Genomic DNA, 23,483 nt, shown 5'->3' with positions numbered 1-23,483 from the left:
CCCTCTGCCTCTCCGGCTTGCCGAGAGCTGTGAACACCTGATCTACCGAAGGGAAGCACCATGACCGAGACCCTGAGCTGGAACGCCGACAGCGACAGGCACCCCCCGCTCGCACAGAGGTCGCCCGGCCGGCGATTCGACGTCGACCGCTGGCAGCGACGGTTCGACGAGCTGCGCCACACGCACCACGTCCCCGGCGCGAGCCTGGCCGTGCTGCTCGACGGGGAGGTCCACGAGCTGGCCAGCGGGGTGCTGCACCGCGGCACCGGCACGGCGGTCACCCCGGACTCGGTGTTCCTGTCCGGCTCGATCGCGAAGGTCTACACCGCGACGCTCATCATGCGGCTCGCCGACGAGGGGAAGCTGGACCTGCACGCGCCGGTCGTCGACGTGCTGCCGGAGTTCGCCACCCCGGACCCCGAGGCGACCAGAACCATCACCATTCGCCAGTTGCTGTCCCACACCGGCGGCGTGACCAACGACTTCAACTTCGACGGCGGCCGGGGTGACGACTGCCTCGCCCGGTACGTGAGCGCCGCACGACGGGTGGCGCTGGACTGCCCGCCCGGCACCGCCATCTCGTACGGCGGGCTCGGCTACATCGTCCTGGGCCGCGTCATCGAAAAACTCACGGGCCTCACCTGGGACCAGGCTCTCAAGAGCCTCCTCTTCGAGCCGCTCGGCCTGGAACGCTCGATGACGCTGCCGGAGGAGGCCCTGCGCTTCCGGGTCGCCATGAGCCACCTGGGCGAATCCGGCGGATATCCCGACCCGGCCCCGTCCTGGGACCTGATGCCCCGCTCGATGGGCCCGGCGGGCAGGGTCATCGTCTCCGCCGGCGACATGGCCCGCTTCGCCCGGATGCACCTCGACGGCGGCCTCGCGCCCGACGGCACCCGGGTGCTGTCCACCGATGCTGTCGCCGCCATGCGGCACCGCGCCGTCGACGTACCTGACAAGTGGACGGTGAGCGCCGACGGGTGGGGTCTGGGGTGGACGCTCTACGACTGGGACGGCATCTCCGGCTACGGCCACGACGGAGCAGCCATCGGCCAGTACGCGTACCTGCGCGTCGTCCCGCACGCGAACCTCGCCCTGGTCCTGATGACCAACGGCGGCGCGGCCCGCCTGCTCTACGCCGACCTGTTCCGCGACCTGCTCGCCGAACTCGCCGACGTCACCATGCCCGCGCCGTTCGCCCCGGCCCCCGTACCACCCCCGATCGACCTCGAACCGCTGCTCGGCACGTACCGGCGTGAGGGTGTCCTCCTCACCGTCTCCCGCACCGGTGACGGCTCACCGCACCTGCGGTACGAGTTCGTCGACGACATGAAGCACATGTCACCGCCTCTGGAGATGGACCTGGAACCGGTCACCGCAACGGTCTTCGCCGCCTCCGGCGCGGGCCCGTCGTTCAGCGAGGACTACATGCCTGTGGTCTTCTCCACCCTCACCGACGGCACCCAGGTCTGCTACGTGGGGATGCGCGCCACTCCCAAGGTCGCCTGACCGCGCGGCGGGGCGCTGGTCCGTGCCAGCGCCCCGCCGGGGAGACATCGAGTCGCCGGGGTCAGCAGCGCACCTCGGTCTCCTTCTGCGCCACGTCCGAGATGCCGCCGAGGGCCCGGGTGCACACCGACAGCGTGTTGGCGCCCAAGGACCAGACCTCCGGGCCGCTGGAACACTGCAGGTCGCGCAGCGTGGTTCCGGTCACGATGGAGGTGCAGACCTGGTACGAGCCGTGGCTGGCCCGGTACTGCTGCCACACGTACGTGTAGGCGTAGTTCTTACCGCACCCCTTGTACTGCTTGACAGATGCCGCGGTCTGACCGCCGACGGTGACGTACGCGGTCGCGCCGATCTGCACCGAGCCCGCGCAGCGCGGGTTGGTCTCGGCGTGCGCGGGCCCGGCGAACGCCAGCGTGGCGGGCACAGCCAGACCGGCAGCCGCGAGGATGCGGACCCCACGTCGGGTAAGGCTTTTCATCGATGACCTCCTTCAATGCACCGGGACCGTCGAGCCCGATGTCGTCGATGCACCACATTGATGGTGGCCTTGGCCCGTTCGGTACCCTCTGACACGCTCTGACAACGCCTGACGACGTCGTCTGACATGGGGGAGTGATGAAGGACCAGCGTGCCGCCGCCGAGTCGACTCAGGACAGACAGGCCGCCGAGAGGTTCGCCGAACAGCTACGGACCCTGCGCACCGCCGCGGGCGACCCGTCCTTCCGCAAGATGGCCGGGCGGTCGGGCCGGATCTCGCACACCACGCTGCACGAGGCCGCCGCTGGGACCAGGTTCCCCTCCTGGGAGACCGTCCGGGAGTTCGTCCGAGCCTGCGAGGCCGACGAGGTCCAGTGGCGGCGTCGATGGGAGGACGCGCAGCGCCCCAGGACGGTCCACGGCATCGCGGATGCCGAAGTCTCGCCGGTCAGCACCGATTCCCCGACCGACGCCGAAACCCCGATCACCCCGGGTGAGAGGAGGACCGGCACCGGGACCGACGCCCCGGACACCCCTGGGCCCGTCGTGTCCGGCGTCTCCGCGACGTCGTCGAAGGAGAAGAGCGCGGTGCGGGCCACCGCGTACCCGCAGACCGACGAGGAGGTGGTGGGTGCGCGGCGGCACCGGCTGCCCTGGCTCGCCGCCGCCGCAGTGGTCCTGGTGGTGACGATCGTCGCCGTCCTGGGCGTCATCGTTCGCGGCCGGTCGGCCGGGAACGACCCCGGCGCCGTGGCGGGGTCGTCCACACCGTCGGTGTCGCCGTCAGCGTCTGGGTTCTCGGACTCGCTCATCCCCGGCGACTCGAGCAAGTTCATCTCCGATGTCACCATCCCCGACGGCACGCGGGTGCGGGTGAACTCCCAGTTCGTCAAGGTGTGGGCCCTCAAGAACGTCGGGAAGGTCGCCTGGCACAACCGTTTCCTGGCGCGGACCAACCCGACGGCCGACGCCGACGGTTGCCAGGTGCCGGACCGGGTGGCGATCGGTGACACACCGCCCGACGAGCAGGTGATGATCAGTGTCGAGGTCACCGCGCCGAGCCGTCCCGGGAAGTGCTGGGTCAGTTGGAAGATGGTCGACGAGAACGGGCAGGAGTACTTTCCCACCCGCCGGCCGGTGTATTTCATGGTCACCGTCATCGCCTGAGCGCGCTCGCCGGTCGCCTCGACCGGTGTCAGATTGCGAACGCTCGATGTCAGTCCCGGGGTGCCGGCAAAGCTGACAACACCGCATCCGTCGAGGTCGGCACCACCCTGACGGATCTGACAGACACAAGGGGTACCGAACAGCAGGCCGCTTCTCGCAAGGTGATGTCCGTTCCGAACGACTCACCAACTGCGAGGAGGATCAACCTTGCGCCGTCCCTGGTTATCCGTCGGGCTCGCCGCGCTCTGCGTGGCCGTCGGCGTTCCGGCCCACGCGTGGGCCGCGACATCCGGCGCCACAGCGCAGCGAACCGTCACCACGGCCGCGCGGCCGGTCGTGGACATGGAGGCCACCGTCCTGGCCGCCCAGATCGACCCCCGCCGCGCCGACAACACACTGACTCCGGGCGCGAAGAACTCCGTGCTCGCCGTGGAGCAGGCGTTGCAGGCGCAGGGTCTGCTGAACGCGCAGTGGGTCGACGGCTACTTCGGCACCGTGACCGTCTCCGCGTACGCGGCGTACCAACGCTCGCTCGGCTACACCGGGCTGGCCGCGAACGGGCTGCCCGGCACGACGTCGCTGACGAAGCTCGGGCAGAACCGTTACACCGTCGGCAACACGATCGGCCCGGGCGCGAAGGTCCAGCGTGACGGGTACGTCGTCAACGCGCGTACCCAGGCGATGCTGGCCGAGGCCCAGCGTCTGCTCGGCTACACGCTGGTGCTCGACCAGGGTTCGTACAACCCCGGGGGCGACCCGACCTCGGCCGGTACGCACGACGGCGGGGGCGTGGTGGACATCGCGGTCACCGGCATGACCGCGGCCAAGCGCACCGCCGTGGCCCGGGCCCTGCGCAAGGTCGGCTTCGCCGCCTGGGTCCGCAACCCGAACCAGGGCGACTGGCCGTGGCACATCCACGCCAACGCGATCAACGACACGGACCTGTCCAGCCAGGCACAGCACCAGGTCGGGGACTACTACCTCGGCATGAACGGCCTGGCCAACCAGGGACCGGACGACGGCCCCCAGGTTCCGATCAGGACCTGGGAGCAGTACCAGCGCGGGCTGTGACCCGCACCCCTTCACCGTTTCCGAAAGGACACCATGAACATCCGTAAGAGCCTGGCCGCCGCCGGCGTCGCGCTGGCCGCGACCACCTCGATCCTCAGCGTCGCGTCGCCCGCGTCGGCGGCGGCCCGGGACGGGGTCTGCGACAGCGGCGAGTTCTGCTACTACTACAACAGCGACAACGCGGGATCGATCTCGGACTTCACCGCTTCGCTCGACGACTACGGCACCGAGCAGCCCTCGTGCTACGACTTCAAGGGCGCTGGCGCTGGCAAGGGCCTGTGCATCAAGAACGAGGCCGCCTCGGTCTGGAACCGCAGCACCAAGACCGTACGCGTCTACTACAACAGCGGTTACGCCGGTTCTTACCAGGACTTCGCGGCCGGCGCGAAGGGCAACCTCAACGCCACGCTGAAGAACAACAACGCCTCGCACCAGTTCTCGCCGTCGACGCGCACGAACCTGTCGTACGCGCTCTACCAGGCCAGCGGCGGCACTGTCACGTGCGCCTTCGACGGTTACACCACGACGCCCGGCCGGCACGAGGGCATCGACATCGCCCGCAGCGTCGGCTCGGACGTGCGCGCCCTGGTCTCCGGAACGGTCATCTACGTCGCGCGGGGCAACACCGGCAGCGGCGGCCTGTCCACGATCTCCGTCTACAACTCGTCGCTCAACAAGTCGGTGATCTACCTGCACACCGCGCCGAAGTCCGCGGTGAGCGTGGGCGACGCCATCAGCAAGGGCGAGATCATCGCCGATGAGTCGTGGCACGGGGTGTCCTCCAGCTCGGGCGCGCACACCCACGTCGAGGTCCGGGCCGGCCGGCAGACCCACGCGGCCGTCAGCGTCGGTGACCCCACCCTTGACAACGCCGACCCGACCTCGTTCTGGAACTCCCAGGGCTACAACGAGAGGTAGGACGCCATGAATATCCGCAAGGGCCTCGCCGTCGTCGGCGCCGTCCTCGCCATGTCCACCTCCATCCTGAGTGTTGCCTCGCCGGCAGCGGCGGCCGAACGGGACGGAACCTGCGACAGCGGCGAGTTCTGCTACTACTACAACAGCAACCAGGCCGGCTCGGTCTCCGACTTCACCGACTCACTGGACGACTACGGTACGACCCAACCGACCTGCTACGACTTCAAGGGCGCGGGCAGCGGCAAGGGCCTGTGCGTGAAGAACAACGCCGCGTCGGTGTGGAACCGGACCAGCAAGACGGTGCGGGTCTACTTCAACAGCAACTTCGCCGGTGCGACCCAGGACTTCGCGGCCGGGGCGAAGGGCAACCTCAATGCCACGCTGAAGAACAACAACGCCTCGCACGAGTTGGTGAGCGGGCCGACGGGCTGTAGCACCGACGGCACCCACAGCAAGCTGCCGAGCACCATCCTCGTCTACCGGGTCAGTCTCGGGCGGGTCGATCGGGTCGACTTCAAGACGTACGTCAAGAACGTCCTCCCGAACGAGTGGATCACGAGCTGGCCGGCCGCCTCGCTGGACGCCGGTGCCATGGCCGTCAAGAGCTACGGCTGGTACTGGGCTCTGCACTCGACCCGCAAGACCTCTGGCGGACAGTGCTACGACGTTCGGGACGACACCGGCGACCAGGTCTACCGGCCGTCATCGGCAGTCTCATCGACGTCCGCCGCGGTGGACCGGACCTGGTCGGTGCGAATGACCCGGAGCGGCAACATCCTGCGGGCGCACTACTGCGCGACGACAACCGCCTGCGGTGGCTGGGTGGACGGGGACTGGATGTCGCAGTACGGCTCCCGTGACCAGGCGAACGCGGGCAAGAACTACCAGACGATTCTGCGCTACTACTACCGCGACATCGCGCTCTCCTGAGTCAGGCACCAACAGCGCCGCCCGCCGCAGTCCGCGGCGGGCGGCGCGTTCGTCGGTACGCCACCGTCGACTACGCCGGCGGCTCGACCGCCTCGACGAGAACCTCCAGCACATGCCGGTACGGCTGGCCTGTCGCCCGGCTCATGCCCATCTCGCAGGTGCGGTTGCACGAGGCGTACGCGTCGTGGTCGCGTTTGTTGATCTCGGCGGCCTGCGCGGCGGTGGCGCCGGCGGTGACCTCCGGGTGCAGCATTCCCCGGTCACCGGCGAAGGCGCAGCACCCCCAGTTGTCCGGCACGGTGACGGTGTCGGCTACCGCCTGAGCCACCGTGTGCAGGTCGTCGATGCCGCCCAGGTGCACTGTGGAGCAGGTGGGGTGCAGGGCCAGCGAGCCCAGTCGCCGGGGCTGCGGCAGCGCCGGCAGGAGGTGTTCGGCGGTGAAGGTCACGCTGTCGACGAAGCGCAGCGCGGCGTACCGTGCCTGGTCCTCCTCGGCCAGTGCGGCGGTGAGCTGCGTCAGCCCGTGCGTGCAGGACGACGCGTCGCACACGACGGGCAGCCGGCCCTCGTCGCTGGCGGCCCAGAGCGCGGCCAGGGTCCGCTCGGCCATCTCGCGGTGACCGGCGGGGTAGCCCTTGGACTGCCACGGCGTTCCGCAGCACAGGCCCGCCGTGCCGGTCGGTACGACGAGCGGCACCCCCGCCAGTTCGCAGAGGCGCAGGAACGCCGCAGCCGTTCCGCCGCGCGGGCCGTCCTCCGGTGCGAAGAGGCTGCCGACGCAGGCCGCGAAGAACACCGCCCGGGCGTCCGGCGCGCTTCGGGGTGCCGGGCGGGGAGCACCGGCGCGCGGCATGTCGCCGCTCCACCGCGGCATGAGTTCGGTTCCGCCGAGCCCACGGATCACCCCGGTGGCGGCGCGGGTCACCGGCGTCGGTACGGCGTGCGCGGCGGTCAGTCCCACCCGCACGCCCGTCACGGCGGCCTGCCAGTGCCGCGCGGCGGTGCGGGCGGTGCGCTGGGCGCGAGGGCTGTGCCGTTCGGCGCGCAGCCGCTTCATCGCCGCCCCGGTGTCGATGCCGACCGGGCAGGCGGTGACGCAGAGGCTGTCCGCGGCGCAGCTGTCCACCGCGGCGTACTCGTAGTCGGCGGCCAGCTCCCGGCGGCGCTCCTCGTCGCCGGCCGCGGCGGCGAGGGCGATCTGCCGTTGCAGGACGATGCGCTGCCGGGGAGTGGTGGTGACGTCGGCGGTGGGGCAGACCGGCTCGCAGTAGCCACACTCGACGCAGGCGTCCAGCTCGGGGTCGACCGTCGGGACGGCCTTGAGCTGGCGCAGGTGCACTGTCGGGTCGTCGTTGAGCAGCACACCGGGGTTGAGCAGGCCGCTCGGGTCGCACAACCGCTTGAGCTCGCGCATCACGTCGTACAGCTCGTCGCCGTACTGCCGGCGGACGAAGGGCGCCATGGCCCGCCCGGTGCCGTGCTCCGCCTTGAGCGTTCCCCCCTCGGCAAGCACGAGGTCGACCATGTCGTCGGTGAACCGGGCGTAGCGGTCGATCTCGGCCGGGGTGTCGAAGGACTGGGTCAGCATGAAGTGCAGGTTGCCGTCCCGGGCGTGTCCGAAGATCACCGCGTCCGGGTAGCCGTGCCTGTCGAACAGGCGGATCAGCCCGTCGCAGGTGCCGGTCAGGCGTGGCATCGGCACCGCGACGTCCTCCAGCAGGGCCGTGGTGCCGGGCGGACGGGCCCCGGCGACGGCCGTGTAGAGGCCCTTGCGCAGGTGCCAGAGGTTGGCCCGTTCACGGGGGTCGCGGGTCAGCTCGGTGCCGGTGACGGCCGGCAGCCGGTCGAGCACGGGCCGGGCGTCGGCGAGCGTCGCGGCCAGCCGCTCCGCGCTGTCCTCGGCGAACTCCACGAGCAGCGCGGCATGGCCGTCGACAGTCAGTCCGCGCAGGGCCCGGCTCGCGCCCGGGTCGCGCTGGCTGACCCGCAGCGCGGCCGCGTCGAGCAGTTCGGCGGTACGGGCTCCGACGGCGAGCAGGGCCGGCAGCGCGTCGGTGGCGTCGGTGAGCCCGGGCAGGATCAGCAGGCCCGTGGCGGCATGGTCGTGGATCTCGACGGTACGGAAGACAGCCTCGGCCACGAAACCGAGAGTGCCCTCGCTGCCGATCATCAGGTGGGCCAGCATCTCGACCGGGCTGCTGTGGTCGAGCAACGAGTTCAGCCCGTACCCCATGGTGTTCTTCATCGCGAACAGCCGCTCGACGGTGGCGCGCGACCCCGGCGTCGAGCGCACCCGGTCACGCAGGCGCAGCAGCCCGGCGTGCAGCTCGGGCTCGTCGGCCCGCAGCCGGTCGTCGGCGTCGCGGACGCCGGAGTCGACGACGGTGCCGGACGGGAGCACGAAGCGCAGCGACTCCATGGTGCGGTACGCGTTGTCGGTGGTGCCGCAGGTCATCCCGCTGGAGTTGTTGGCCACCATGCCACCGACCGTGCAGGCGGCCTCGCTGGCCGGGTCCGGGCCGAGCCGGCGTCGGTAGCGGGCCAGCCGAGCGTTGGCCTGCCGGATCGTCAGACCCGGCTGGAGTCGGATGCGCCGGCCGTCGTCGAGGACCTCGGCGTGCCGCCAGTCGGTGCGGACGTCGACGAGCACGCCCGCGCCGCCGGCCTGCCCGGCGAGACTGGTGCCGCCGCCGCGCAGGGTCAGCGGCACGCCGGCCTCCCGGGCACCGGCCATCAGCGCCCCCACCTCGGCCGCCGAGGCGGCGCGGACCACTGCCTGCGGCTCGAACAGGTACGGCGAGGCGTCGTGTGCCGCCGCCAGCCGCCGGGGCAGCTCGGCGCTGGCCCGGCTCGGATCATCGAGGCGTGAGCGGAGCAGGTCGGCGACCTCGCGGGCGCGAGCGCCGGCCGCGGTCGGTGTGGGTACGACGGTGCTCATGGGCGGATCCTCCTGGGAGGGGTGATCAGTCGGCCACCGGAGACGCGACGACCAGCAACCGGGCAGGGGCGGTGCTGACCGGAGTCGGCAGCCGCAGCGGCTGCCGGCCGGGGGTGATGCTGCCGAGCACGGAGGCGTGTCGCGCGCCGGTCCCCGACCGCAGGGTGCCCGGCAGTCCGTGCACGGTCAGGTAGCCCAGCAGCGCGAAGGCCAGCGCCTCCTTGGCGTCCGACGCGATGCCCAGGTCGTCGCTTGACGACAGGTGGACGCCGGGCAGCTCGTCGGCGATCATGCGCATCAGCGTCGGATTGTGCGCGCCACCGCCGGAGACGACGAGCCGGGTCACGCCGTGGTCGCGGCAGGCGCCGGCCACCGTGACCGCCGTCAGCCGGGTGAGCGTGGCCAACACGTCCTGCGGATCCGGCGTGGGCGCGTCGGCGAGGGCGGCGAGCAGGTAGGGCCCGTGGAACAGCTCCTTCCCGGTGCTCTTCGGGCCGGGCAGCCGGTAGTACGGCTCGTCGAGCAGCCGCCGCAGCAGGGCCGGGTTGACCTGCCCGGCGGCCGCCCCGCGCCCGTCCCGGTCGTACTCCTCGGTGCCGCCGCTGAAGTGGCGGGCGGCGGCGTCGAGGAGCGCGTTCGCCGGGCCGGTGTCGAATGCGAGCGGGTCCGCGTCCGGCGCGACGACGGTGATGTTGGCGATGCCGCCCAGGTTCAGGGCGGCCGGGACGCCGGGCAGGCCGCCCAGCAGCAGCGCGTCGAAGAGGGCGACCAGGGGAGCGCCCTGGCCACCGGCGGCGACGTCGCGGCTGCGCAGGTCGGCCACGACCGGGACGCCGGTGGCCTCCGCGATCCAGGCCGGCTGCCCCAGCTGGAGAGTGCCCCGAACCGTGCCAGCCTCGACCCAGTGGTGCATGGTCTGCCCGTGCGAGACGACCAGGTCGGCATCGCCGTCGCACAGCTCCGCGAGTGCCCGCACGCCGGCCTCGGCGAAGGCCTGGCCGATGCCGGTGTCCAGCACGCAGATCGCCTCGGTGGTGGTCGGCGCGGGCGGCAGGGCGGCGGCGATCTGCCCGCGCAGCTCGTCGGAGTACGGGTGGCTGAGCCGGCCCAGCGGCCGCATCCGCACTGTGTCGCCGCTCATGTCGAACTCGGCCGCGGCGGCTTCGATGCCGTCGTAGGAGGTTCCGGACATCAGGCCGATCACGCGCATCACGTCCTCCTTCACGCCCGGCCGACCGGCGTCGCGACGGAATCGTCGTCGACGTCGTCGGTACGTCCATGGTCGTACGGCGTCTCCGGCGCCGGGTGGAACCGGCTCGACACCGCGCCGACGACCAGGGTGATCAGGACGCCGATCGGGACCAGCCACTGCGCGGCGATGGCGGTGGCGGTGGTGGTCCCGGCCGTCGTCACATCGATCTTGACGTAGCGGACGATGTAGGTCATCACCGCCACGGTGACGAGGAAGGCGATCACCGCGTCGACCTGGTTGGCCCGCTTCACGAGACGGCCGAGCAGGAAGGCCCCGAGCAGCGCCCCGTAGGTGTAGCCGGCGATGGTCAGACCGGTCAGGTAGACGTTTCCGGTGCTGGAGCTGAACGCGCAGGCGAAGATCGCCATCAGCACCGCCCAGACCAGGGTCATCACCCGGGCGAGCCGGAGCATCACGTCGTCGGACGGGACCTTCCGGAAGAAGCTGTGGATGAAGTCGGCGACCGTGGAGTTCGACATCGAGTTGAGCGCCGACGACAGCGAACCCATCGCGGCGCCGAGGATGCCGGCCACCAGCAGACCCGAGATGCCCACCGGAAGGGCGTGCAGGATGAAGCTCGGGTAGAGGTTGTCGCTACTGGCCAGGCCGAGTTCCTTGAAGGTCTGACCCTTGTTGTACGACCACAGCAGCGCGCCGACCAGGGAGAACGCCGCGAACTGGATCACCACGAAGATGCCCGAGGAGATCATCGCCTTCTGCCCCTCGCGCAGCGTGCGCGTGGACAGGATGCGCTGGACGATCAGTTGGTCCGACCCGTGGCTGGCCATCGCGAAGATCGCGCCACCGATGATCGCGGTCGGCAGGGCGAACGGGCTGGTGAGCACGTGCGCGAGCGCGAAGTTGGTGTCGAAGAGCTGGAACTTGCCGGCGTCCAGCGCCTGCGAGTAGCCGTCGAAGCCGACCGCGTGGCTGAGCACCGCGATGGCCAGGATCGCCCCGCCCAGGTACAGCCCCATCTGGATGGCATCGGTCCAGATGACCGCCTTGATGCCGCCGAGGTAGGTGTAGACCACCGTGATGAGCGTGAGAACGATGATGATGGCCTGGTAGCCGACGTTCAGGCCGAACTCGTCGAGGAGAAGCTTGATGGGGATGGCCGAGGCGAACAGCCGTACGCCCTCGGCGAGCAGGCGGGTGAAGACGAACGTGACCGACGCCAGACCCTGGAGTTTCAGGCCAAACCGCTCACCGAGGTACTGGTAGGCGCTGACGAACCCACCCCGCTTGTAGAGGGGGATGAGCACCGCGGCCACGACGACCCGACCGATGACGTAGCCCAGGGCCAGCTCGACGTTGCCGAAGCCCTGACCGCTGTACGCGCCGCCGGGAACACTGATCACGGTCAGGACGCTTGTCTCAGTGGCGACCACGGAGAACGAGACGGTCCACCAGGGCAGTCGCCCCTCGCCCACGAAGTAGTCCTTGGCGGACTTCTGTTTACCGGACAGGCGCAGTCCGACGAAGGCGATCACCACGAGGTACAGCACGATCACGACGAGGTCGAGTTGACGCACGGCTCGCTCCCAACCAGCGGTTGTCAATAAGTGACGCTGACCCAGGGTAACGCGAAACTTTTTGCCACCGCCCGTCCGGGCTGGTTACGCTGTGGTTTCAGCCTGCTGATACGGGGACTGTTCGCAGCTGCGCCCTCGGCCTGGGCCGCGGCGGCGGGTCGCGAGGACGCGCTCGACGGTGAGCCGCCGCCGGGCGACCGGAGGACCTCTCCCCGCCGGCCGGCGACTGCACACCAGCGAGAGGAACGAGCACCCCGTGGACCTCAGCACCCTCGGCACCGAGACCCGCAACGACAAGACCAGCGACCTCGACCGGATGTCTCCCACCGAGTTGCTTCTCGCGATGAACGACGAGGACCGGACGGTCGCCGACGCCGTCCGCCGGGCCGTGCCGGACATCGCCGCAGCCGTCGACGTCATCGTGGCGTCGCTACGACAGGGCGGCCGGCTGATCTACCTCGGGGCGGGCACCAGCGGCCGGATCGGCATGCTCGACGCCGTCGAGATTCCACCCACCTTCGGTACGACGCCCGAGCGGGTCGTCGGTCTGCTCGCCGGCGGGGCACGAGCCTTCGGCGTCGCCGTCGAGGGCGCCGAGGACGACCCGACCCGCGCCGTCGCCGACCTCGACGCGGTCGGTCTCACCGCCCGTGACACGGTGGTCGGGCTCGCCGCCAGCGGCCGTACCCCGTACGTGGTCGGCGGGTTGGATCACGCCCGCGCGCGTGGCGCGGCGACCGTCTCCGTGGCCTGCAACACCGACGCGGTGACCAGCCGGCACGCCGACGTCGCCATCGAGGTGCCCACCGGCCCCGAGGTGCTCACCGGCTCCACCCGGCTCAAGGCCGGCACCGCCGAGAAGCTGGTCTGCAACATGCTCTCGACCGCCACGATGGCCCGGCTCGGCAAGGTCTACGGCAATCTGATGGTGGACATGAACGCCACAAACGAGAAGCTCGTCGACCGGGCGCGGCGGATCGTCGCCGAGGCCGCCGACACCGATCTCGACACGGCCGCGCGGGCGCTCGCGGCAGCCCAGGGTCACGCCAAGACGGCCATCGTGCTGCTGCTGGCGAACTGCACCGCCGAGGAGGCCGCAGCCCGGCTGCGCGACGCCGACGACGACGTCCGGGCGGCCGTCGCGGCCTGACCCACGGGTTCGCCGGGGCGTCTCGACCGGGCCGGGTGAGGGTGAGCCGCTCTTGACGAAGCGCCCCGTCCGCGATGGACGGGGCGCTTTCTGGTGTCAGTTGAGCTGTGTGTCGGGAACCGCGTGGTCCCCGTCCGTGTCGACGCCGGTCGTGCTGGCCAGCTCGATCCGGGGGGACCGATCCGGCGGGAGGTGACCGAAGTCGGCGATCACGACGACATCCACCTCCCCGTCGATCATCGTCTGCTCGACGGTCTCCCACGGTGCCCGCATGACTCCTGCGAATCGGTAGGAGTGTCGGCGCAGGTGGTTGAGACACTTCTCGACGGCGGGCTCCGACGGCTCGATGTCGGCGGGAATCCAGATAACGGCTATCTCCATGAACCTCTCCTGATCAACGTCGTGGACGCGACTGGGTGATCAGGAGTTGTTGAGGCGGGGGAGGGCCCCGCTCCACGGGACGGCTGGTGGCGCGCATGTCGACGGCGGTGACGGTGAAACCTGGGCGCAGCGGCGAGGCGGGCGGCGACACTTCGGCTGTTGACGTGGGTGGATCAGCGCCGCCGGTGCCGACGCCGGTCGGTGCGGACGCGAGCGCCAGCACGAACGCTGGCGGCCCGGGTGCGGGACGGGCGGGCGGGTTGGGCCGCTCTCCGACGACGGCGGTCATCGTGGCCCGCGCCTGATCCGACGCCCGGCCATCGGATGTGCCGTGGGCGCCGCCCTGGGACACCGTCGCCGGCACGGGCGTCGACGGCGCCTGCGAAGGACGCGAGGCAACGCGTGCGGCCGCGGAGGCCGCGGCGGATGGCGCGGACGTGACCTGCGGGGACGACGGGGGCCGGGTCGGCCGGCTCGATGGAACGGTGGCGGGGCTGGCCGACGGCGTCGGCACCGGAACATCCGACGGCAGGGGCAGCGGGTCCGTCGACGGTAGAGGTAGGGGCAGGGGCAGCGGGACGACGACGGTCGGCAGCGGTACGGGGACGGACAGCTGCACCTCGACCACGTCGGCTACCGAAACCTTGACGCCCTGCGGCGAGGTGGCGATCTCCACCAGCGGGAGACGCGACGGCGGCGGGGTGTCGGCGTGGGCGGGGTTGGCACCGAGGACCGCGCCCAGCGCCACCGCGCCGAGCGCCACCGGGGGAAGGCTGTGCCTCAGCCGCATCAGAGGGAGGCCGTCGGCAGCGGTGTGGCCAGCCCCGCCCGGTCCGGCTCACCGGTGCGGTGCCGCTGGCCGAGCGGGTGCCCCTCGCACCCCGCCGTTTCCTCCATGTGCGGGTTCTTGCCCCGGGAAACCGCGGACTACACCTCCTGTCGATGTCTCCGTTGGGCTATGTGGACCGAGCTTGAGTGCAACTGGCCGGTTCACACCCGGGCCTCGGTGGGTGTCGGGGTGGCGTCGAGCGGCAGGTCACGCAGCCGGCGGATCGGCGTCGACAGGTAGATGATCGGGGACAGCACGGTGAGCGCCCCGAAGATCAGCAGGGTGGTGCGGGCACCGAGCGGCCCGGCCAGGATGCCGGCAAGCAGACCGCCGAGCGGGATGGCACCCCAGGAGACGAACTTGACAGTGGCGATCACCCGGGACAGCAGCTCCGGCGGGCTGGCGAGCATCCGGTAGGTGCGGGTGGTCACGCTGAGCACCACTGTGGAGCTGGCGAAGATGAGGTTACCGACGGCGAAGGCCAGGAATGCGGCGGTGCCGCTGCCCAGCGGGATGATGAGCGCGCCGACAACGCCGACGAAGGCCGAGATGATCAGGCCACGGGCGGTGCCGACGCGGTCGGTGATTCGGGTGGTCAGCGCCGCGCCGATGAGCGTGCCGAGGCCGTCGGCGGCGAGTAGCAGCCCGACCATGAACGGCGATGCGTGCAGTTCGCGCACCAGGTAGAACGGGAAGAGGGCCAGCATCGCGCCGTTGACGAAGTTCGTCGCGGTGGCGTCCCACATGGCCGGCCCGATGATCGGGTGTCGGAGCACGAAGTGCCAACCCTCACGGATCATCGTGACCATCGGTGTCCGCTCGGCCGGTCGCCGCACCCGCCGGGCCGGCAGGGTGCGCAGCAACACGGCGGACATCAGATAGCTGACGGCGTCCACGAACAGCGTCGGCACGGCACCCAGCAGCTGCACCGCGAGACCGCCCAGGGACGGCCCGCCCAGCGAGGTGGCGGCATGTGTGCCGGAGGTGAGGCTGTTGCGGGCCTGCAACTGCGCGGCCGGCACGATCTCCGGCAGGAAGGTCTGGTTCGCCACGTCGAACAGCACGTTGGCGAAGCTCATCACCAGAGCGACCGCGATCAGCTGGGCCACCGTCAGCATGTCGAACCACCAGGCCAGCGGGACCGACGCGATGGCGAGGGCCCGGACCAGATCCAGGGCGACCTGCATGCCGCGCAGCGCCACGCGCTGCACGATCACCCCCGCCGGCAGGCTGATCAGGAGGTACGCCAGATAGCCCGCGGCCGTGATCAGACCCATCTCGAAGGCCGACGCGTCGAGCACGGTCAGCGCGGTCAGCGGCAGAGCCACCGCACCGACCGCCGAGCCGAGGTGGCTGGTCGTGCCGGCGACCCACCACCGCCAGAAAGTAGTAAGTCCCATAATGGAACTCACTATAGGGGCCTGCGGGAGACGGCGTCGACCCCGCCGATGCGTTCGGCGAGGCGGGTGGAGGCCGTCGGGAGAGGACGTTTCACAGTCGCCTAACGGGTATCCAGGCGTACCAGTGCGACCGGCGGTGAACAGCTTCACGGAGTGAGGGGGCACCTGTCATGCCTGATCCACAGCCCACCATCGTGCTCGTGCACGGCGCGTTCGCCGAGTCAGCGAGCTGGAACGGTGTGCTCGAGCGGCTGGGCGCCGCGTACGACTCGGTAGCCGTCGCGAACCCGCTGCGGAGCGTCGCAGGCGACGCCGCCTACGTGCGGGATGTCGTCCGGGGGATCGGCGGGCCGGTCGTTCTCGTCGGCCACTCGTACGGCGGCATGGTGATCACCCAGGCCGCGGCCGGCGACACCTCGGTGCGGGCTCTCGTCTACGTCAACGCCTTCGCCCCGGACAGCGGTGAGTCGGCGCTGATGCTGTCCGCGAAGTTCCCCGGCAGCACCCTCGCGGACACGCTGGTGCAGTACCCCGTGTCGACAGGTGGGAACGAGGTGGCGATCGGCCAGGACCAGTACCACGCGCAGTTCTGCGCGGACTCGTCGGACGACGTGGCCGCGCTGATGGCCCGGACCCAGCGGCCGATCACCGAACAGGGCCTGGGCGACAAGCTCACCGGCGACCCCGCCTGGCGGTCGCTGCCCAGCTGGTTCGTGTTCGGGGACGCTGACAAGAACATCCCCGCCGAGGCGCACCGTTTCATGGCCGAGCGGGCCAACCCCCGGGGGCAGCGCGAGGTGGTCGGCGGCTCGCACGCGATGGCGGTCGCTCGGCCGAGCGAGGTCGCCGAGACGATCATCGAGGCGGTTCGGGGCGTGAGCTGAGCGGGCCGGACGGGCAGTCGAGAGGGTGGGCCGACGACGAGAGGTCGCCGACCCACCCCGTCTGCTGGACTACCGGATCCGCAGCTGCTGGTGGACCCCTGCGGTGGGGGCGTGCACCTGGTCACCGGAGTAGGCGACGTGCACCGGGTACACCCCTGCGGACAGCCCGTCGGTCGGCAGCTTGACGACGGCCGCGCCATCGCGGAGCGCAACCACCTGGGTGGTGCCGCCGAAGGTGACGGCGACCTCGCCGGTCACCTTCGGAGCCTTCCGGTGCGGCGACTGCGCCCGCACGTCGACGGTCAGCTCGAACGTCCCACCGCGGACGACCGAGGCCGGCGCCGCCTTCGCCTTCACCACGGCTCGTGCCGTGCCCGCAGGCGTCAGTGTGACCTGGGCGGAGCGTGACTTCGTCGGGTCGAGCACCGACGTCGCCATGACGGTGAGCGACGACGCGGTCTCCGTGGCGGCCACCGAGAGCAGACCGTCCGCGGAGATGGTGGTGCCCGTGGAGGTCGCGCCCTGGACCGACCACGTCACCGCCGGGCTCACACCCTCGTTCGTCGTCACCTGAGCGGTGAACTGCCTGGCCCAGTCCCAGCCCTTCGTCAGGTGCACCGTCGCGGGCGTCACCGCCACGGAGTCGACTCCCGACCAGAGGTGGTCCCGGGCGAAGATCGTGAACAGTTGGCCCGCCGTCATCCCGTCGTGCGCGCCGGGGACCTGGGTCGTCGCGGCAGCGTACCCCCGGGCCCGGAAGTTGGCGGCGATGGCGTTCTGGGCGTTGAGGTTGCCCTCGAAGACGCCATTGCCGAGGAAGACGGAGAGGTCTTCGTCCCCGACCGCGTTCGCGATGGTGTCGTAGTCCTGGGTGGTGAGCGACGGATTGCCGGAGAAGTGTCCGTAGAACGCGAACGTGGTCGGGTAGTTCTTGATGACGACGCCGCCCGTCATCCCGCCGTAGGAGAACCCGGCGTAGGCGCGCCCCGAGCGTTCGGTCGAGACGTTGTAGCTGCGCTCGATGAGGGGGAGGATCGTCTGGACCAGGTTGTTGGCCGCGTTGGTCTGGTTGTAGGAGGCGAAGCCGAGGCTGGTGCCCGTGAAGTGGTTGCCCATGGTGACGACCACCGTGGGCTCGATCTCACCCTTGGCGGTCATGTTGTCCAGGATGTTCGGGACGTTCGCGGGGACCATGAAGTCGGTCTCGTCGCCGAAGATGCCGTGGGCGAGATACGCGACCTTGTACGGCTGCGCGCGGTTGGCGTCGTAGTTGGCTGGCAGGTAGACGCCGAGGTAGTGACCGCTGTCGCCCAGGATCGTGGTGTACGGGACGTACGTGACGCTTCCCCGCTTCGTGCGGTCGGCGATCGGCAACTCGTAGTCCGCACGCTCCCTCAGCACCGGGTCGTTCTGCTTCTTGGCGTACGGCACGTGCACGGCATCGAGAACGTCGTTGTTCCTGACCCGGAACGAGGATTCGCCCGGGGGTCGAGGGTTCGTCGAGGCGGGATCCCAGATGCGCTTGTTCTCCCAGCCCTGGGTCGGGTCCCAGACCCGGTACCAGTAGCTGAGCCCTCCGGCGTGCAGCGGGACCGAGACCGACCAGTTCCCCTTCGGGTCCCTGGTCATGTCGCGGAGGAACTCGGTGCCTCCGGAGTGGTAGCGCCCCGGCTGCCACTCCTCCGGCTGATACCGGGTGGTGCCGGTGTTGACGTCGAGCACTGTCAGGTCCCCGGCAAGGCGGACCTGGGTGGCGTCGGGATTTCGGTAGACGAACGTGACGGTGTATCCGGTCGGCGAGTGGCGGTCCGCCTTGACTGTCGCACCCTGCACGATCGTGGGCCTGGCGGCGGCGGCCGGCGCGGGGACGACGGCCCCTGCGGCGAGTGCCGTGAACGCGAGAATCGAGACAGCAAGCCGTGGCCTGCGTCTTCCTGACGTTTCCCTCATGCGCGAAGACTCCTCTGTGGTCGCTCGTCGAGGTCTGGATCGGGCACTGGCAGTCGAGGGCTTCGATGGCCGCTAAATCGAATTAGCATCCGGAAGTGTGGCTGCGTACACCTTTCGATGTCAAGGGTGTCCGGCGCCCGGGGTCGGCGCGCGCCTCGACGGGTGCGCCACCCGCGGCCTGCGGATCCACCCGGCTGGCCACCGCTCGGATGGCAAGGTGATGTCCATGGACAGGAAGCACGTCGAGGATTGGCTCGCCGCCTATGAGCAGCTCTGGCGGACGCCGGGCACGGACGCGCTGGTCACGATCTTCACCGACGACGCGAGCTACCAGCAGGGGCCGTACTGGACGCCCGTCGTCGGTCTGCCGGCCATCGCCCGGATGTGGGACAAGCAGCGCAAGGGTCCTGACGAGGTGTTCCAGATGACCACGGAGATCGTCGCGGTCGACGGCGACACCGCCGTGTCGCGCCAGGAGGTCCGCTACGGCGACCCGGTCGACCAGGAGTACCGCGACCTGTGGGTTATGCGGTTCGCCGACGACGGACGGTGCCGGTCATTCGAGGAGTGGCCGTTCTGGCCGGGACAGCAGCCGGCCGACCCGCCTGACGGATCGTGACGACGAGCCAGCCGACAAGACCGCCGTGTCGCTCCACCCGCCGAGGAGAACCGATGACCGAGAAGAAGGAACCATCCAACGCGCAGAAGATGTTCGGCGACTTCGCGCCCGATCTTGTCGACTACACCGACAATCTGCTGTTCGGGCAGGTCTGGGAGCGCGCCGAGTTGGCGAAGCGGGATCGAAGTCTGGTCACCGTCGCCGCCCTGGCGAGCAGCGGCAACACCGAACAGCTCGCGTTCCACCTGGCCTTTGCCAAGCGCAACGGCCTCACCGAGGCCGAGTTGATCGAGGCGATCACCCACCTGGCCTTCTATGCGGGCTGGCCCAGGGCGGTGTCCGCGATGACCGTGGCCAAGCAGGTCTTCGCCGACCAGGACGACTGACCCGCCACCCGCACCGCGGGAACGCGGCGGTGACGCCGTAGCCGACAACGACCCGACCGAGCCCCCGTCCTCCGCGTGTGCGCCGTCACGGAGGTGGGCATGGTCGGGTCGTTGGGGTGCCGCGAGAGGGCTGCTACAGTCGAGATTGTTGCGGCCGCAAATTTATCAGCGGCAACTACTTTCCTGGGAAGGATGCCTGCGATGACCAAGCTCTCCGTCATCTACTACTCGTCCACCGGTACCCTCCACGCCATGGCCAAGCGCCTCGCCGAGGCTGGCGAGAAGGCCGGCGCCGAGGTGCGGCTGCGTCAGGTTCCGGAGCTCGCCCCGGCGGAGGCCATCGCCTCCAACGCCGCCTGGAGCCAGCACTTCGACGCCACGAAGAACGAGGCGAAGGCGACCGCCGACGACGTCGTCTGGGCGGACGCGGTGCTGTTCGGCACGCCCACCCGTTACGGCAACGTCGCCAGCCAGCTCAAGCAGTTCCTCGACACCCTCGGCCCGCAGTGGGCGCAGGGGCTGCTCGCCGACAAGGTGTACGCCGGGTTCACCGCGTCCATGACCGCGCACGGCGGCCAGGAGTCGACCCTGCTGGCGCTCTACAACACCATCCACCACTTCGGCGGTCTGGTCGTCGCCCCTGGCTACACCGACCCGCTCAAGTTCGCCGACGGCAACCCGTACGGCGTCTCGCACGTCACCGGTGGAGGCAACGACGCCCCGCTGGGCGACGCCCAGTTCGCTGCCCTCGACCACATGGCCGAGCGCGTCGTCAAGATCGCCGGGAAGCTCAGCGCCTGAGCGCGCTGCCGCCGTACCGGCGCCCGCGTCGACGCGGGCGCTCAGCTGGCCGAGGGCCGGTCTCCCGTCACGGGAGACCGGCCCTCGGCGCGCTCAGACCGCGATCGCCGCGATGGCGGCGAGCGGTCGGTGCTTGTCGGTGCCGGGCCGCCGGAGGCGTTCGACCTCCCGGAAACCGGCCTGGCCGAGTCGCTCGGAGATCTCGTCGACCGGCCAGCGGTAGGCGGTCAGGACCTTGTGGTCGAAGGCGCCGACCTCCTCGGCGTCGAAGACGCCCAGGACCAACCGTCCGGCCGGGACCAGCATCCGGCGGAACTCCTTGAGTACGCCGTCGAGCTCCTCCGGCGGAAGATGGATCAGCGAGTACCAGGCGAGGATGCCGTCGATGGAGTCGTCGGCGGCATCGAGGTGTTCCATCGAACCGAGGTGGAACTCGACGCTCGGGTGGGCCGCCCGTGCATGCGCGATGAACTCGGGGACCAGGTCGATCCCCACAGCGTCGACGCCCAGCTCGCAGAGGTAGCCGGTGATGTGGCCGGGCCCGCACCCCAGGTCGAGCACCCGACCGGGCCGGTTCGCCAGGTGTCGTCTGATGAAGGCGAGGTCGTCGAGGTCCACCTGCTGGCGCGTGCCGAACAGCTCGATGTAGAGCTCCGCTACGGATGTGTAAGCCTGCCGCACCGTGTCCGTTTCCATCGCGGAACTATACGGGCACCGGGCCGTGCCGAAGCGACGGCGGCTTGCCCTTCGCGGCTAATGCGGTTAGCCTTTAGCTAATCACGTTAGCTTCCTTGGAGGGCGTCATGACCGAATACCTGGGCATTGCCGGCAACACCATCGCCTACGAGGTGACCGGGCAGGGCCCGCTGGTCGTCCTGGCGCACGGCATGGGGGACAGCCGGCACTCCTACCGGTTCGTCGCTCCGGCCCTGGCCGCGGCCGGCTACCGGGTCGCCAACGTCGACATCCGCGGCTGCGGCGACTCCAGCCTCGGCTGGGACGGCTACAGCCGCACCGACATCGCTGGTGATCTCGTCGCCGTCGTGCGCCACCTCGGCGGCCCGGCCGTGATCATCGGCCAGTCGATCAGCGGCGGTGCCGCGACCATCGCGGCGGCCACCGCGCCCGAGCTGATCGCCGGCGTCATCGAGCTGGCGCCGTTCACCCGCGCGCAGTCCTTCGACCTGGGTGGGTTGGTACGGGTGAAGCGCTTCCGGGCCGGCTACCTCCAACTGGCGCAGGTGCTCATCCGGGGCAGCCTGGCGAACTGGCGCAGGTACCTCGACGTGGCGATCCCCACCAAGCCCGCCGACTGGGACAGCGAGCTGGCGCGCATCGGGGCCAAGATGAGTGAGCCCGGCCGGATGAAGGTCCTCCAGGCCATGGGCAAGACCAGCCCGGCCGACGCCGGTCGGCAACTGCCCCACGTCACCCGCCCCGTCCTGGTGATCCAGGGCAGCGCCGACCCCGACTGGGCCGACCCGCGGGCCGAGGGCGAGCGCATCCTCGCCGACCTGCCGCGAGGCCTCGGTGAGCTGGCTGTCATCGAGGGCGCGGGGCACTACCCGCACGTCCAGACGCCCGACCAGGTCCTCGCCCTGGCCCTGCCCTTCCTCGCCCGGACGCTGACAAGTGCCTAAGGCTCGACTCACCCCGGCGTCGGTCACCGAAGCCGGAGCCGCGCTCGTCGACGAGGTCGGCTTCGACAACCTCAGCATGGGCCTGCTCGCCGAGCGGCTCGGGATCAAGACCCCGTCGCTCTACAAGCACGTCGCCAGCCAGGCCGACCTGGCCCACCGGATCGCCATCGTGGCCATGACCGAGGTCGGCGACGCCATCCGCGACGCGACCCAGGGCCGGTCCGGCGGCGATGCTCTCGCCGCGGGCGCGCAGGCGATGCGGGCGTACGTGCGGGAACACCCCGGCCGGTACGCGGCAGCCAACGCCGCCCGCCCGACCGGCCCCGACGACCCGCTCATCGCGGCCAGCGAACGGGTGCTCGCCTCCTTGGCGGCGATGCTGAACGGGTACGGGCTCAATCCCGGCCAGGAACTCCACGCCATGCGGACGCTGCGCAGCGTCGTGCACGGGTTCGCGACGCTGGAGGTAGCCGGCGGGTTCCAGATCGACGCGTCCGTCGACGAGAGCTTCGCCTGGCTGATCAACTTCATCGATCAGGGCCTTCGCGCCGGCACCACCATCGGCAGCGTCGTCACCCGCTGACACCGGGCCGCGTCGACGCGTACGGGCCGCCTGGCCGTGCGGTGCCCATCCCCGGCGAGGGCTGCACGGATTCGCTCAGGCGTACGCGAGCAGGAAGTCGACGGTGCCGGTGCCGCCGGGTTGCCCGGCCGGAACGGGCAGGCCGGGTTCGCTGTTCAGCACGTAGAACCCGCCGCCGCCGATCAGGCGGGGAGTCACGGCCAGGATCTGCGCGGCCATGCTCGCCCCGGTCGGACGCACCACGCTGTCCAGGAGGAGTCGGAAGAGGTTCCCGTTCAGGTTCGCGACGTGCAGCACACGGTACGAGCGGGGGGCGGGCAGGCCGGTGCTCGTCAGGCCCCAGATCGGCACGATCTGGTTGCGCCACCGCGACGGGTCGTTGCTGATCGCACTGTCGTGGTTGTTCAGTTGCGTCTGGATTCCCGAGTGGATCCCCGCCAGGTGAATGTGCAGCTGGTCCTGCATCCGGATGGTCGGGTCGGCCGAGTTGACGCCCAACCCGATGTGGGGGTAGACGACGTGGCCCGGCTGCCCCGGCTGCGCGTTGTTCCACGCCTCCAGCCAGTAGTTCGGCGCGTTGGCGGTGGTGATGAACGGACACTCGATGCCGCTGATCCGGCAACTGGGGACGAGCAAAAAGTCATGGTTCGAGCCCGATCCTCCATTGAGGATGACGTACGTGGAGGTCGTCCGCAGACACTGGGGAAACGGTGGGCCGGTCTTCGTGCCCGCGCAGACCTGAACCCGGTCCCACAGGTCGTACCTGCCACCGGTATCGGTGGGGTAGCCGCACAGGGCCGAGGGTGTGGGGCAGGCAGCGGCGCCAGGGCCGCCGGGTCCCGATGGGGACGGCTCGGGGGCTGCGCCTCCGTCGGCCAACGCCCGGTCCGCGCCGACCAGACCCAGCAGTCCGGTGGCGCCGGCAGCGGTCCCCGAGAGCCTGACGAACTGACGTCGCGGCATTCCGCCCATCGTCACCCTCCGTGTTGCCTGTCAAGGCGAACATGAACGAGTCGAGATTAGGGCGAAAGCGGGCAATCATTGCGTCGGCCGGCGAACGGGT

At 70.3% G+C, this 23,483-nt stretch carries 22 protein-coding genes; 12 read left to right on the top strand and 10 right to left on the bottom strand.

The features are described 5' to 3' along the window. Nucleotides 1–60: 60 nt before the first annotated feature. On the top strand, nucleotides 61–1,509 hold the full coding sequence (locus ACQP0U_RS19680; RefSeq protein ID WP_433309103.1) for a serine hydrolase domain-containing protein: 1,449 nt from the start codon (nucleotides 61–63) through the stop codon (nucleotides 1,507–1,509). Between the two features lie 61 nt (nucleotides 1,510–1,570). Here ACQP0U_RS19680 and ACQP0U_RS19675 read toward each other — a convergent pair whose 3' ends face one another. Continuing rightward, nucleotides 1,571–1,987, bottom strand: coding sequence for a hypothetical protein (locus ACQP0U_RS19675; RefSeq protein ID WP_433309101.1), 417 nt, complete (start codon nucleotides 1,985–1,987; stop codon nucleotides 1,571–1,573). Nucleotides 1,988–2,124: 137 nt separating this feature from the next. Here ACQP0U_RS19675 and ACQP0U_RS19670 point away from each other — a divergent pair, with 137 nt between their 5' ends. The 4 genes from ACQP0U_RS19670 to ACQP0U_RS19655 all read left to right on the top strand — a co-directional run bounded on the left by ACQP0U_RS19670 (nucleotide 2,125) and on the right by ACQP0U_RS19655 (nucleotide 6,072). Next, nucleotides 2,125–3,153: an NBR1-Ig-like domain-containing protein gene (locus tag ACQP0U_RS19670; protein ID WP_433309099.1), complete on the top strand. Its 1,029-nt coding sequence runs from the start codon at nucleotides 2,125–2,127 to the stop codon at nucleotides 3,151–3,153. Between the two features lie 207 nt (nucleotides 3,154–3,360). Then, nucleotides 3,361–4,224 (top strand): peptidoglycan-binding domain-containing protein, encoded by an 864-nt coding sequence (locus ACQP0U_RS19665; RefSeq protein ID WP_433309098.1) that lies wholly within the window; start codon nucleotides 3,361–3,363, stop codon nucleotides 4,222–4,224. Between the two features lie 33 nt (nucleotides 4,225–4,257). Continuing rightward, nucleotides 4,258–5,142, top strand: coding sequence for a peptidase inhibitor family I36 protein (locus ACQP0U_RS19660; protein WP_433309096.1), 885 nt, complete (start codon nucleotides 4,258–4,260; stop codon nucleotides 5,140–5,142). A gap of 6 nt (nucleotides 5,143–5,148) precedes the next feature. Beyond that, the gene (locus ACQP0U_RS19655) at nucleotides 5,149–6,072 is read left to right on the top strand and encodes a peptidase inhibitor family I36 protein (RefSeq protein ID WP_433309094.1); all 924 of its coding nucleotides are present in this window, start codon (nucleotides 5,149–5,151) and stop codon (nucleotides 6,070–6,072) included. 70 nt (nucleotides 6,073–6,142) lie between these two features. Here ACQP0U_RS19655 and ACQP0U_RS19650 read toward each other — a convergent pair whose 3' ends face one another. Genes ACQP0U_RS19650 through ACQP0U_RS19640 form a run of 3 tightly spaced genes read right to left on the bottom strand, consistent with a single transcriptional unit; the run spans nucleotide 6,143 to nucleotide 11,797 of the window. Further along, nucleotides 6,143–9,010 carry an FAD-binding and (Fe-S)-binding domain-containing protein gene (locus ACQP0U_RS19650; protein WP_433309093.1) on the bottom strand — a complete coding sequence of 956 codons (2,868 nt, stop codon included), beginning with the start codon at nucleotides 9,008–9,010 and terminating at the stop codon, nucleotides 6,143–6,145. Nucleotides 9,011–9,035: 25 nt separating this feature from the next. Then, nucleotides 9,036–10,220, bottom strand: coding sequence for an anhydro-N-acetylmuramic acid kinase (locus tag ACQP0U_RS19645; protein ID WP_433309091.1), 1,185 nt, complete (start codon nucleotides 10,218–10,220; stop codon nucleotides 9,036–9,038). 11 nt (nucleotides 10,221–10,231) lie between these two features. Next, nucleotides 10,232–11,797 carry a sodium:solute symporter gene (locus tag ACQP0U_RS19640; protein ID WP_433309089.1) on the bottom strand — a complete coding sequence of 522 codons (1,566 nt, stop codon included), beginning with the start codon at nucleotides 11,795–11,797 and terminating at the stop codon, nucleotides 10,232–10,234. A 256-nt stretch (nucleotides 11,798–12,053) separates the two neighbouring features. Here ACQP0U_RS19640 and murQ point away from each other — a divergent pair, with 256 nt between their 5' ends. Beyond that, a complete protein-coding gene (gene murQ / locus ACQP0U_RS19635) occupies nucleotides 12,054–12,947 on the top strand; it encodes an N-acetylmuramic acid 6-phosphate etherase (protein ID WP_433309088.1) in 894 nt (297 codons plus the stop codon). A gap of 96 nt (nucleotides 12,948–13,043) precedes the next feature. Here the strand turns inward: murQ and ACQP0U_RS19630 are convergent, their stop codons facing one another. The 3 genes from ACQP0U_RS19630 to ACQP0U_RS19620 all read right to left on the bottom strand — a co-directional run bounded on the left by ACQP0U_RS19630 (nucleotide 13,044) and on the right by ACQP0U_RS19620 (nucleotide 15,557). After that, nucleotides 13,044–13,328, bottom strand: a complete 285-nt coding sequence (locus ACQP0U_RS19630; protein WP_433309086.1) for a hypothetical protein — start codon at nucleotides 13,326–13,328, stop codon at nucleotides 13,044–13,046. Between the two features lie 13 nt (nucleotides 13,329–13,341). Then, nucleotides 13,342–14,118 (bottom strand): hypothetical protein, encoded by a 777-nt coding sequence (locus tag ACQP0U_RS19625; RefSeq protein WP_433309084.1) that lies wholly within the window; start codon nucleotides 14,116–14,118, stop codon nucleotides 13,342–13,344. 200 nt (nucleotides 14,119–14,318) lie between these two features. After that, on the bottom strand, nucleotides 14,319–15,557 hold the full coding sequence (locus ACQP0U_RS19620) for an MFS transporter (RefSeq protein ID WP_433309082.1): 1,239 nt from the start codon (nucleotides 15,555–15,557) through the stop codon (nucleotides 14,319–14,321). 170 nt (nucleotides 15,558–15,727) lie between these two features. Between ACQP0U_RS19620 and ACQP0U_RS19615 the strand changes: the two genes are divergently transcribed. Then, the gene (locus ACQP0U_RS19615) at nucleotides 15,728–16,441 is read left to right on the top strand and encodes an alpha/beta fold hydrolase (RefSeq protein WP_433309080.1); all 714 of its coding nucleotides are present in this window, start codon (nucleotides 15,728–15,730) and stop codon (nucleotides 16,439–16,441) included. A gap of 69 nt (nucleotides 16,442–16,510) precedes the next feature. Here ACQP0U_RS19615 and ACQP0U_RS19610 read toward each other — a convergent pair whose 3' ends face one another. Beyond that, nucleotides 16,511–18,274: an alpha/beta hydrolase-fold protein gene (locus ACQP0U_RS19610; protein WP_433309078.1), complete on the bottom strand. Its 1,764-nt coding sequence runs from the start codon at nucleotides 18,272–18,274 to the stop codon at nucleotides 16,511–16,513. Between the two features lie 343 nt (nucleotides 18,275–18,617). Between ACQP0U_RS19610 and ACQP0U_RS19605 the strand changes: the two genes are divergently transcribed. The 3 genes from ACQP0U_RS19605 to wrbA all read left to right on the top strand — a co-directional run bounded on the left by ACQP0U_RS19605 (nucleotide 18,618) and on the right by wrbA (nucleotide 20,197). Next, a complete protein-coding gene (locus ACQP0U_RS19605) occupies nucleotides 18,618–19,010 on the top strand; it encodes a YybH family protein (protein WP_433309076.1) in 393 nt (130 codons plus the stop codon). A 53-nt stretch (nucleotides 19,011–19,063) separates the two neighbouring features. Further along, the gene (locus tag ACQP0U_RS19600) at nucleotides 19,064–19,396 is read left to right on the top strand and encodes a carboxymuconolactone decarboxylase family protein (protein WP_433309074.1); all 333 of its coding nucleotides are present in this window, start codon (nucleotides 19,064–19,066) and stop codon (nucleotides 19,394–19,396) included. Between the two features lie 192 nt (nucleotides 19,397–19,588). Then, nucleotides 19,589–20,197, top strand: a complete 609-nt coding sequence (wrbA, locus tag ACQP0U_RS19595; protein WP_433309072.1) for an NAD(P)H:quinone oxidoreductase — start codon at nucleotides 19,589–19,591, stop codon at nucleotides 20,195–20,197. Between the two features lie 93 nt (nucleotides 20,198–20,290). Here the strand turns inward: wrbA and ACQP0U_RS19590 are convergent, their stop codons facing one another. Next, nucleotides 20,291–20,893, bottom strand: coding sequence for a class I SAM-dependent methyltransferase (locus ACQP0U_RS19590; RefSeq protein WP_433309070.1), 603 nt, complete (start codon nucleotides 20,891–20,893; stop codon nucleotides 20,291–20,293). 107 nt (nucleotides 20,894–21,000) lie between these two features. On the opposite strand from ACQP0U_RS19590, the gene ACQP0U_RS19585 reads away from it, so the two are divergent. Both ACQP0U_RS19585 and ACQP0U_RS19580 read left to right on the top strand, forming a co-directional pair. Then, on the top strand, nucleotides 21,001–21,837 hold the full coding sequence (locus ACQP0U_RS19585; protein ID WP_433309068.1) for an alpha/beta fold hydrolase: 837 nt from the start codon (nucleotides 21,001–21,003) through the stop codon (nucleotides 21,835–21,837). Then, complete coding sequence (locus tag ACQP0U_RS19580; RefSeq protein ID WP_433309066.1) at nucleotides 21,830–22,420, top strand: TetR/AcrR family transcriptional regulator; 591 nt, start codon at nucleotides 21,830–21,832, stop codon at nucleotides 22,418–22,420. The genes ACQP0U_RS19585 and ACQP0U_RS19580 overlap by 8 nt, the downstream gene beginning before the upstream one ends. A gap of 75 nt (nucleotides 22,421–22,495) precedes the next feature. On the opposite strand, the gene ACQP0U_RS19575 is transcribed toward ACQP0U_RS19580, so the two are convergent. After that, nucleotides 22,496–23,383 carry a CDP-diacylglycerol diphosphatase gene (locus tag ACQP0U_RS19575; RefSeq protein ID WP_433309064.1) on the bottom strand — a complete coding sequence of 296 codons (888 nt, stop codon included), beginning with the start codon at nucleotides 23,381–23,383 and terminating at the stop codon, nucleotides 22,496–22,498. Nucleotides 23,384–23,483: the final 100 nt, after the last annotated feature.

The organism is Micromonospora sp. CA-269861 (assembly GCF_050948505.1).
GTDB lineage: Bacteria > Actinomycetota > Actinomycetes > Mycobacteriales > Micromonosporaceae > Micromonospora.
The sequence above is the reverse complement of the archived record's forward strand: the minus strand, read 5'-3'. Positions and strand labels throughout refer to the sequence as shown.

What these genes read in the sequence shown, in the direction of transcription:
- ACQP0U_RS19680 (WP_433309103.1), top strand. Translation starts at nt 61, where the DNA reads ATGACCGAGACCCTGAGCTGGAACGCCGACAGCGACAGGCACCCCCCG.
- ACQP0U_RS19675 (WP_433309101.1), bottom strand. Translation starts at nt 1,987, where the DNA reads ATGAAAAGCCTTACCCGACGTGGGGTCCGCATCCTCGCGGCTGCCGGT.
- ACQP0U_RS19670 (WP_433309099.1), top strand. Translation starts at nt 2,125, where the DNA reads ATGAAGGACCAGCGTGCCGCCGCCGAGTCGACTCAGGACAGACAGGCC.
- ACQP0U_RS19660 (WP_433309096.1), top strand. Translation starts at nt 4,258, where the DNA reads ATGAACATCCGTAAGAGCCTGGCCGCCGCCGGCGTCGCGCTGGCCGCG.
- ACQP0U_RS19655 (WP_433309094.1), top strand. Translation starts at nt 5,149, where the DNA reads ATGAATATCCGCAAGGGCCTCGCCGTCGTCGGCGCCGTCCTCGCCATG.
- ACQP0U_RS19650 (WP_433309093.1), bottom strand. Translation starts at nt 9,010, where the DNA reads ATGAGCACCGTCGTACCCACACCGACCGCGGCCGGCGCTCGCGCCCGC.
- ACQP0U_RS19645 (WP_433309091.1), bottom strand. Translation starts at nt 10,220, where the DNA reads ATGCGCGTGATCGGCCTGATGTCCGGAACCTCCTACGACGGCATCGAA.
- ACQP0U_RS19630 (WP_433309086.1), bottom strand. Translation starts at nt 13,328, where the DNA reads ATGGAGATAGCCGTTATCTGGATTCCCGCCGACATCGAGCCGTCGGAG.
- ACQP0U_RS19625 (WP_433309084.1), bottom strand. Translation starts at nt 14,118, where the DNA reads ATGCGGCTGAGGCACAGCCTTCCCCCGGTGGCGCTCGGCGCGGTGGCG.
- ACQP0U_RS19620 (WP_433309082.1), bottom strand. Translation starts at nt 15,557, where the DNA reads ATGGGACTTACTACTTTCTGGCGGTGGTGGGTCGCCGGCACGACCAGC.
- ACQP0U_RS19615 (WP_433309080.1), top strand. Translation starts at nt 15,728, where the DNA reads ATGCCTGATCCACAGCCCACCATCGTGCTCGTGCACGGCGCGTTCGCC.
- ACQP0U_RS19605 (WP_433309076.1), top strand. Translation starts at nt 18,618, where the DNA reads ATGGACAGGAAGCACGTCGAGGATTGGCTCGCCGCCTATGAGCAGCTC.
- ACQP0U_RS19600 (WP_433309074.1), top strand. Translation starts at nt 19,064, where the DNA reads ATGACCGAGAAGAAGGAACCATCCAACGCGCAGAAGATGTTCGGCGAC.
- wrbA (WP_433309072.1), top strand. Translation starts at nt 19,589, where the DNA reads ATGCCTGCGATGACCAAGCTCTCCGTCATCTACTACTCGTCCACCGGT.
- ACQP0U_RS19590 (WP_433309070.1), bottom strand. Translation starts at nt 20,893, where the DNA reads ATGGAAACGGACACGGTGCGGCAGGCTTACACATCCGTAGCGGAGCTC.
- ACQP0U_RS19585 (WP_433309068.1), top strand. Translation starts at nt 21,001, where the DNA reads ATGACCGAATACCTGGGCATTGCCGGCAACACCATCGCCTACGAGGTG.
- ACQP0U_RS19575 (WP_433309064.1), bottom strand. Translation starts at nt 23,383, where the DNA reads ATGCCGCGACGTCAGTTCGTCAGGCTCTCGGGGACCGCTGCCGGCGCC.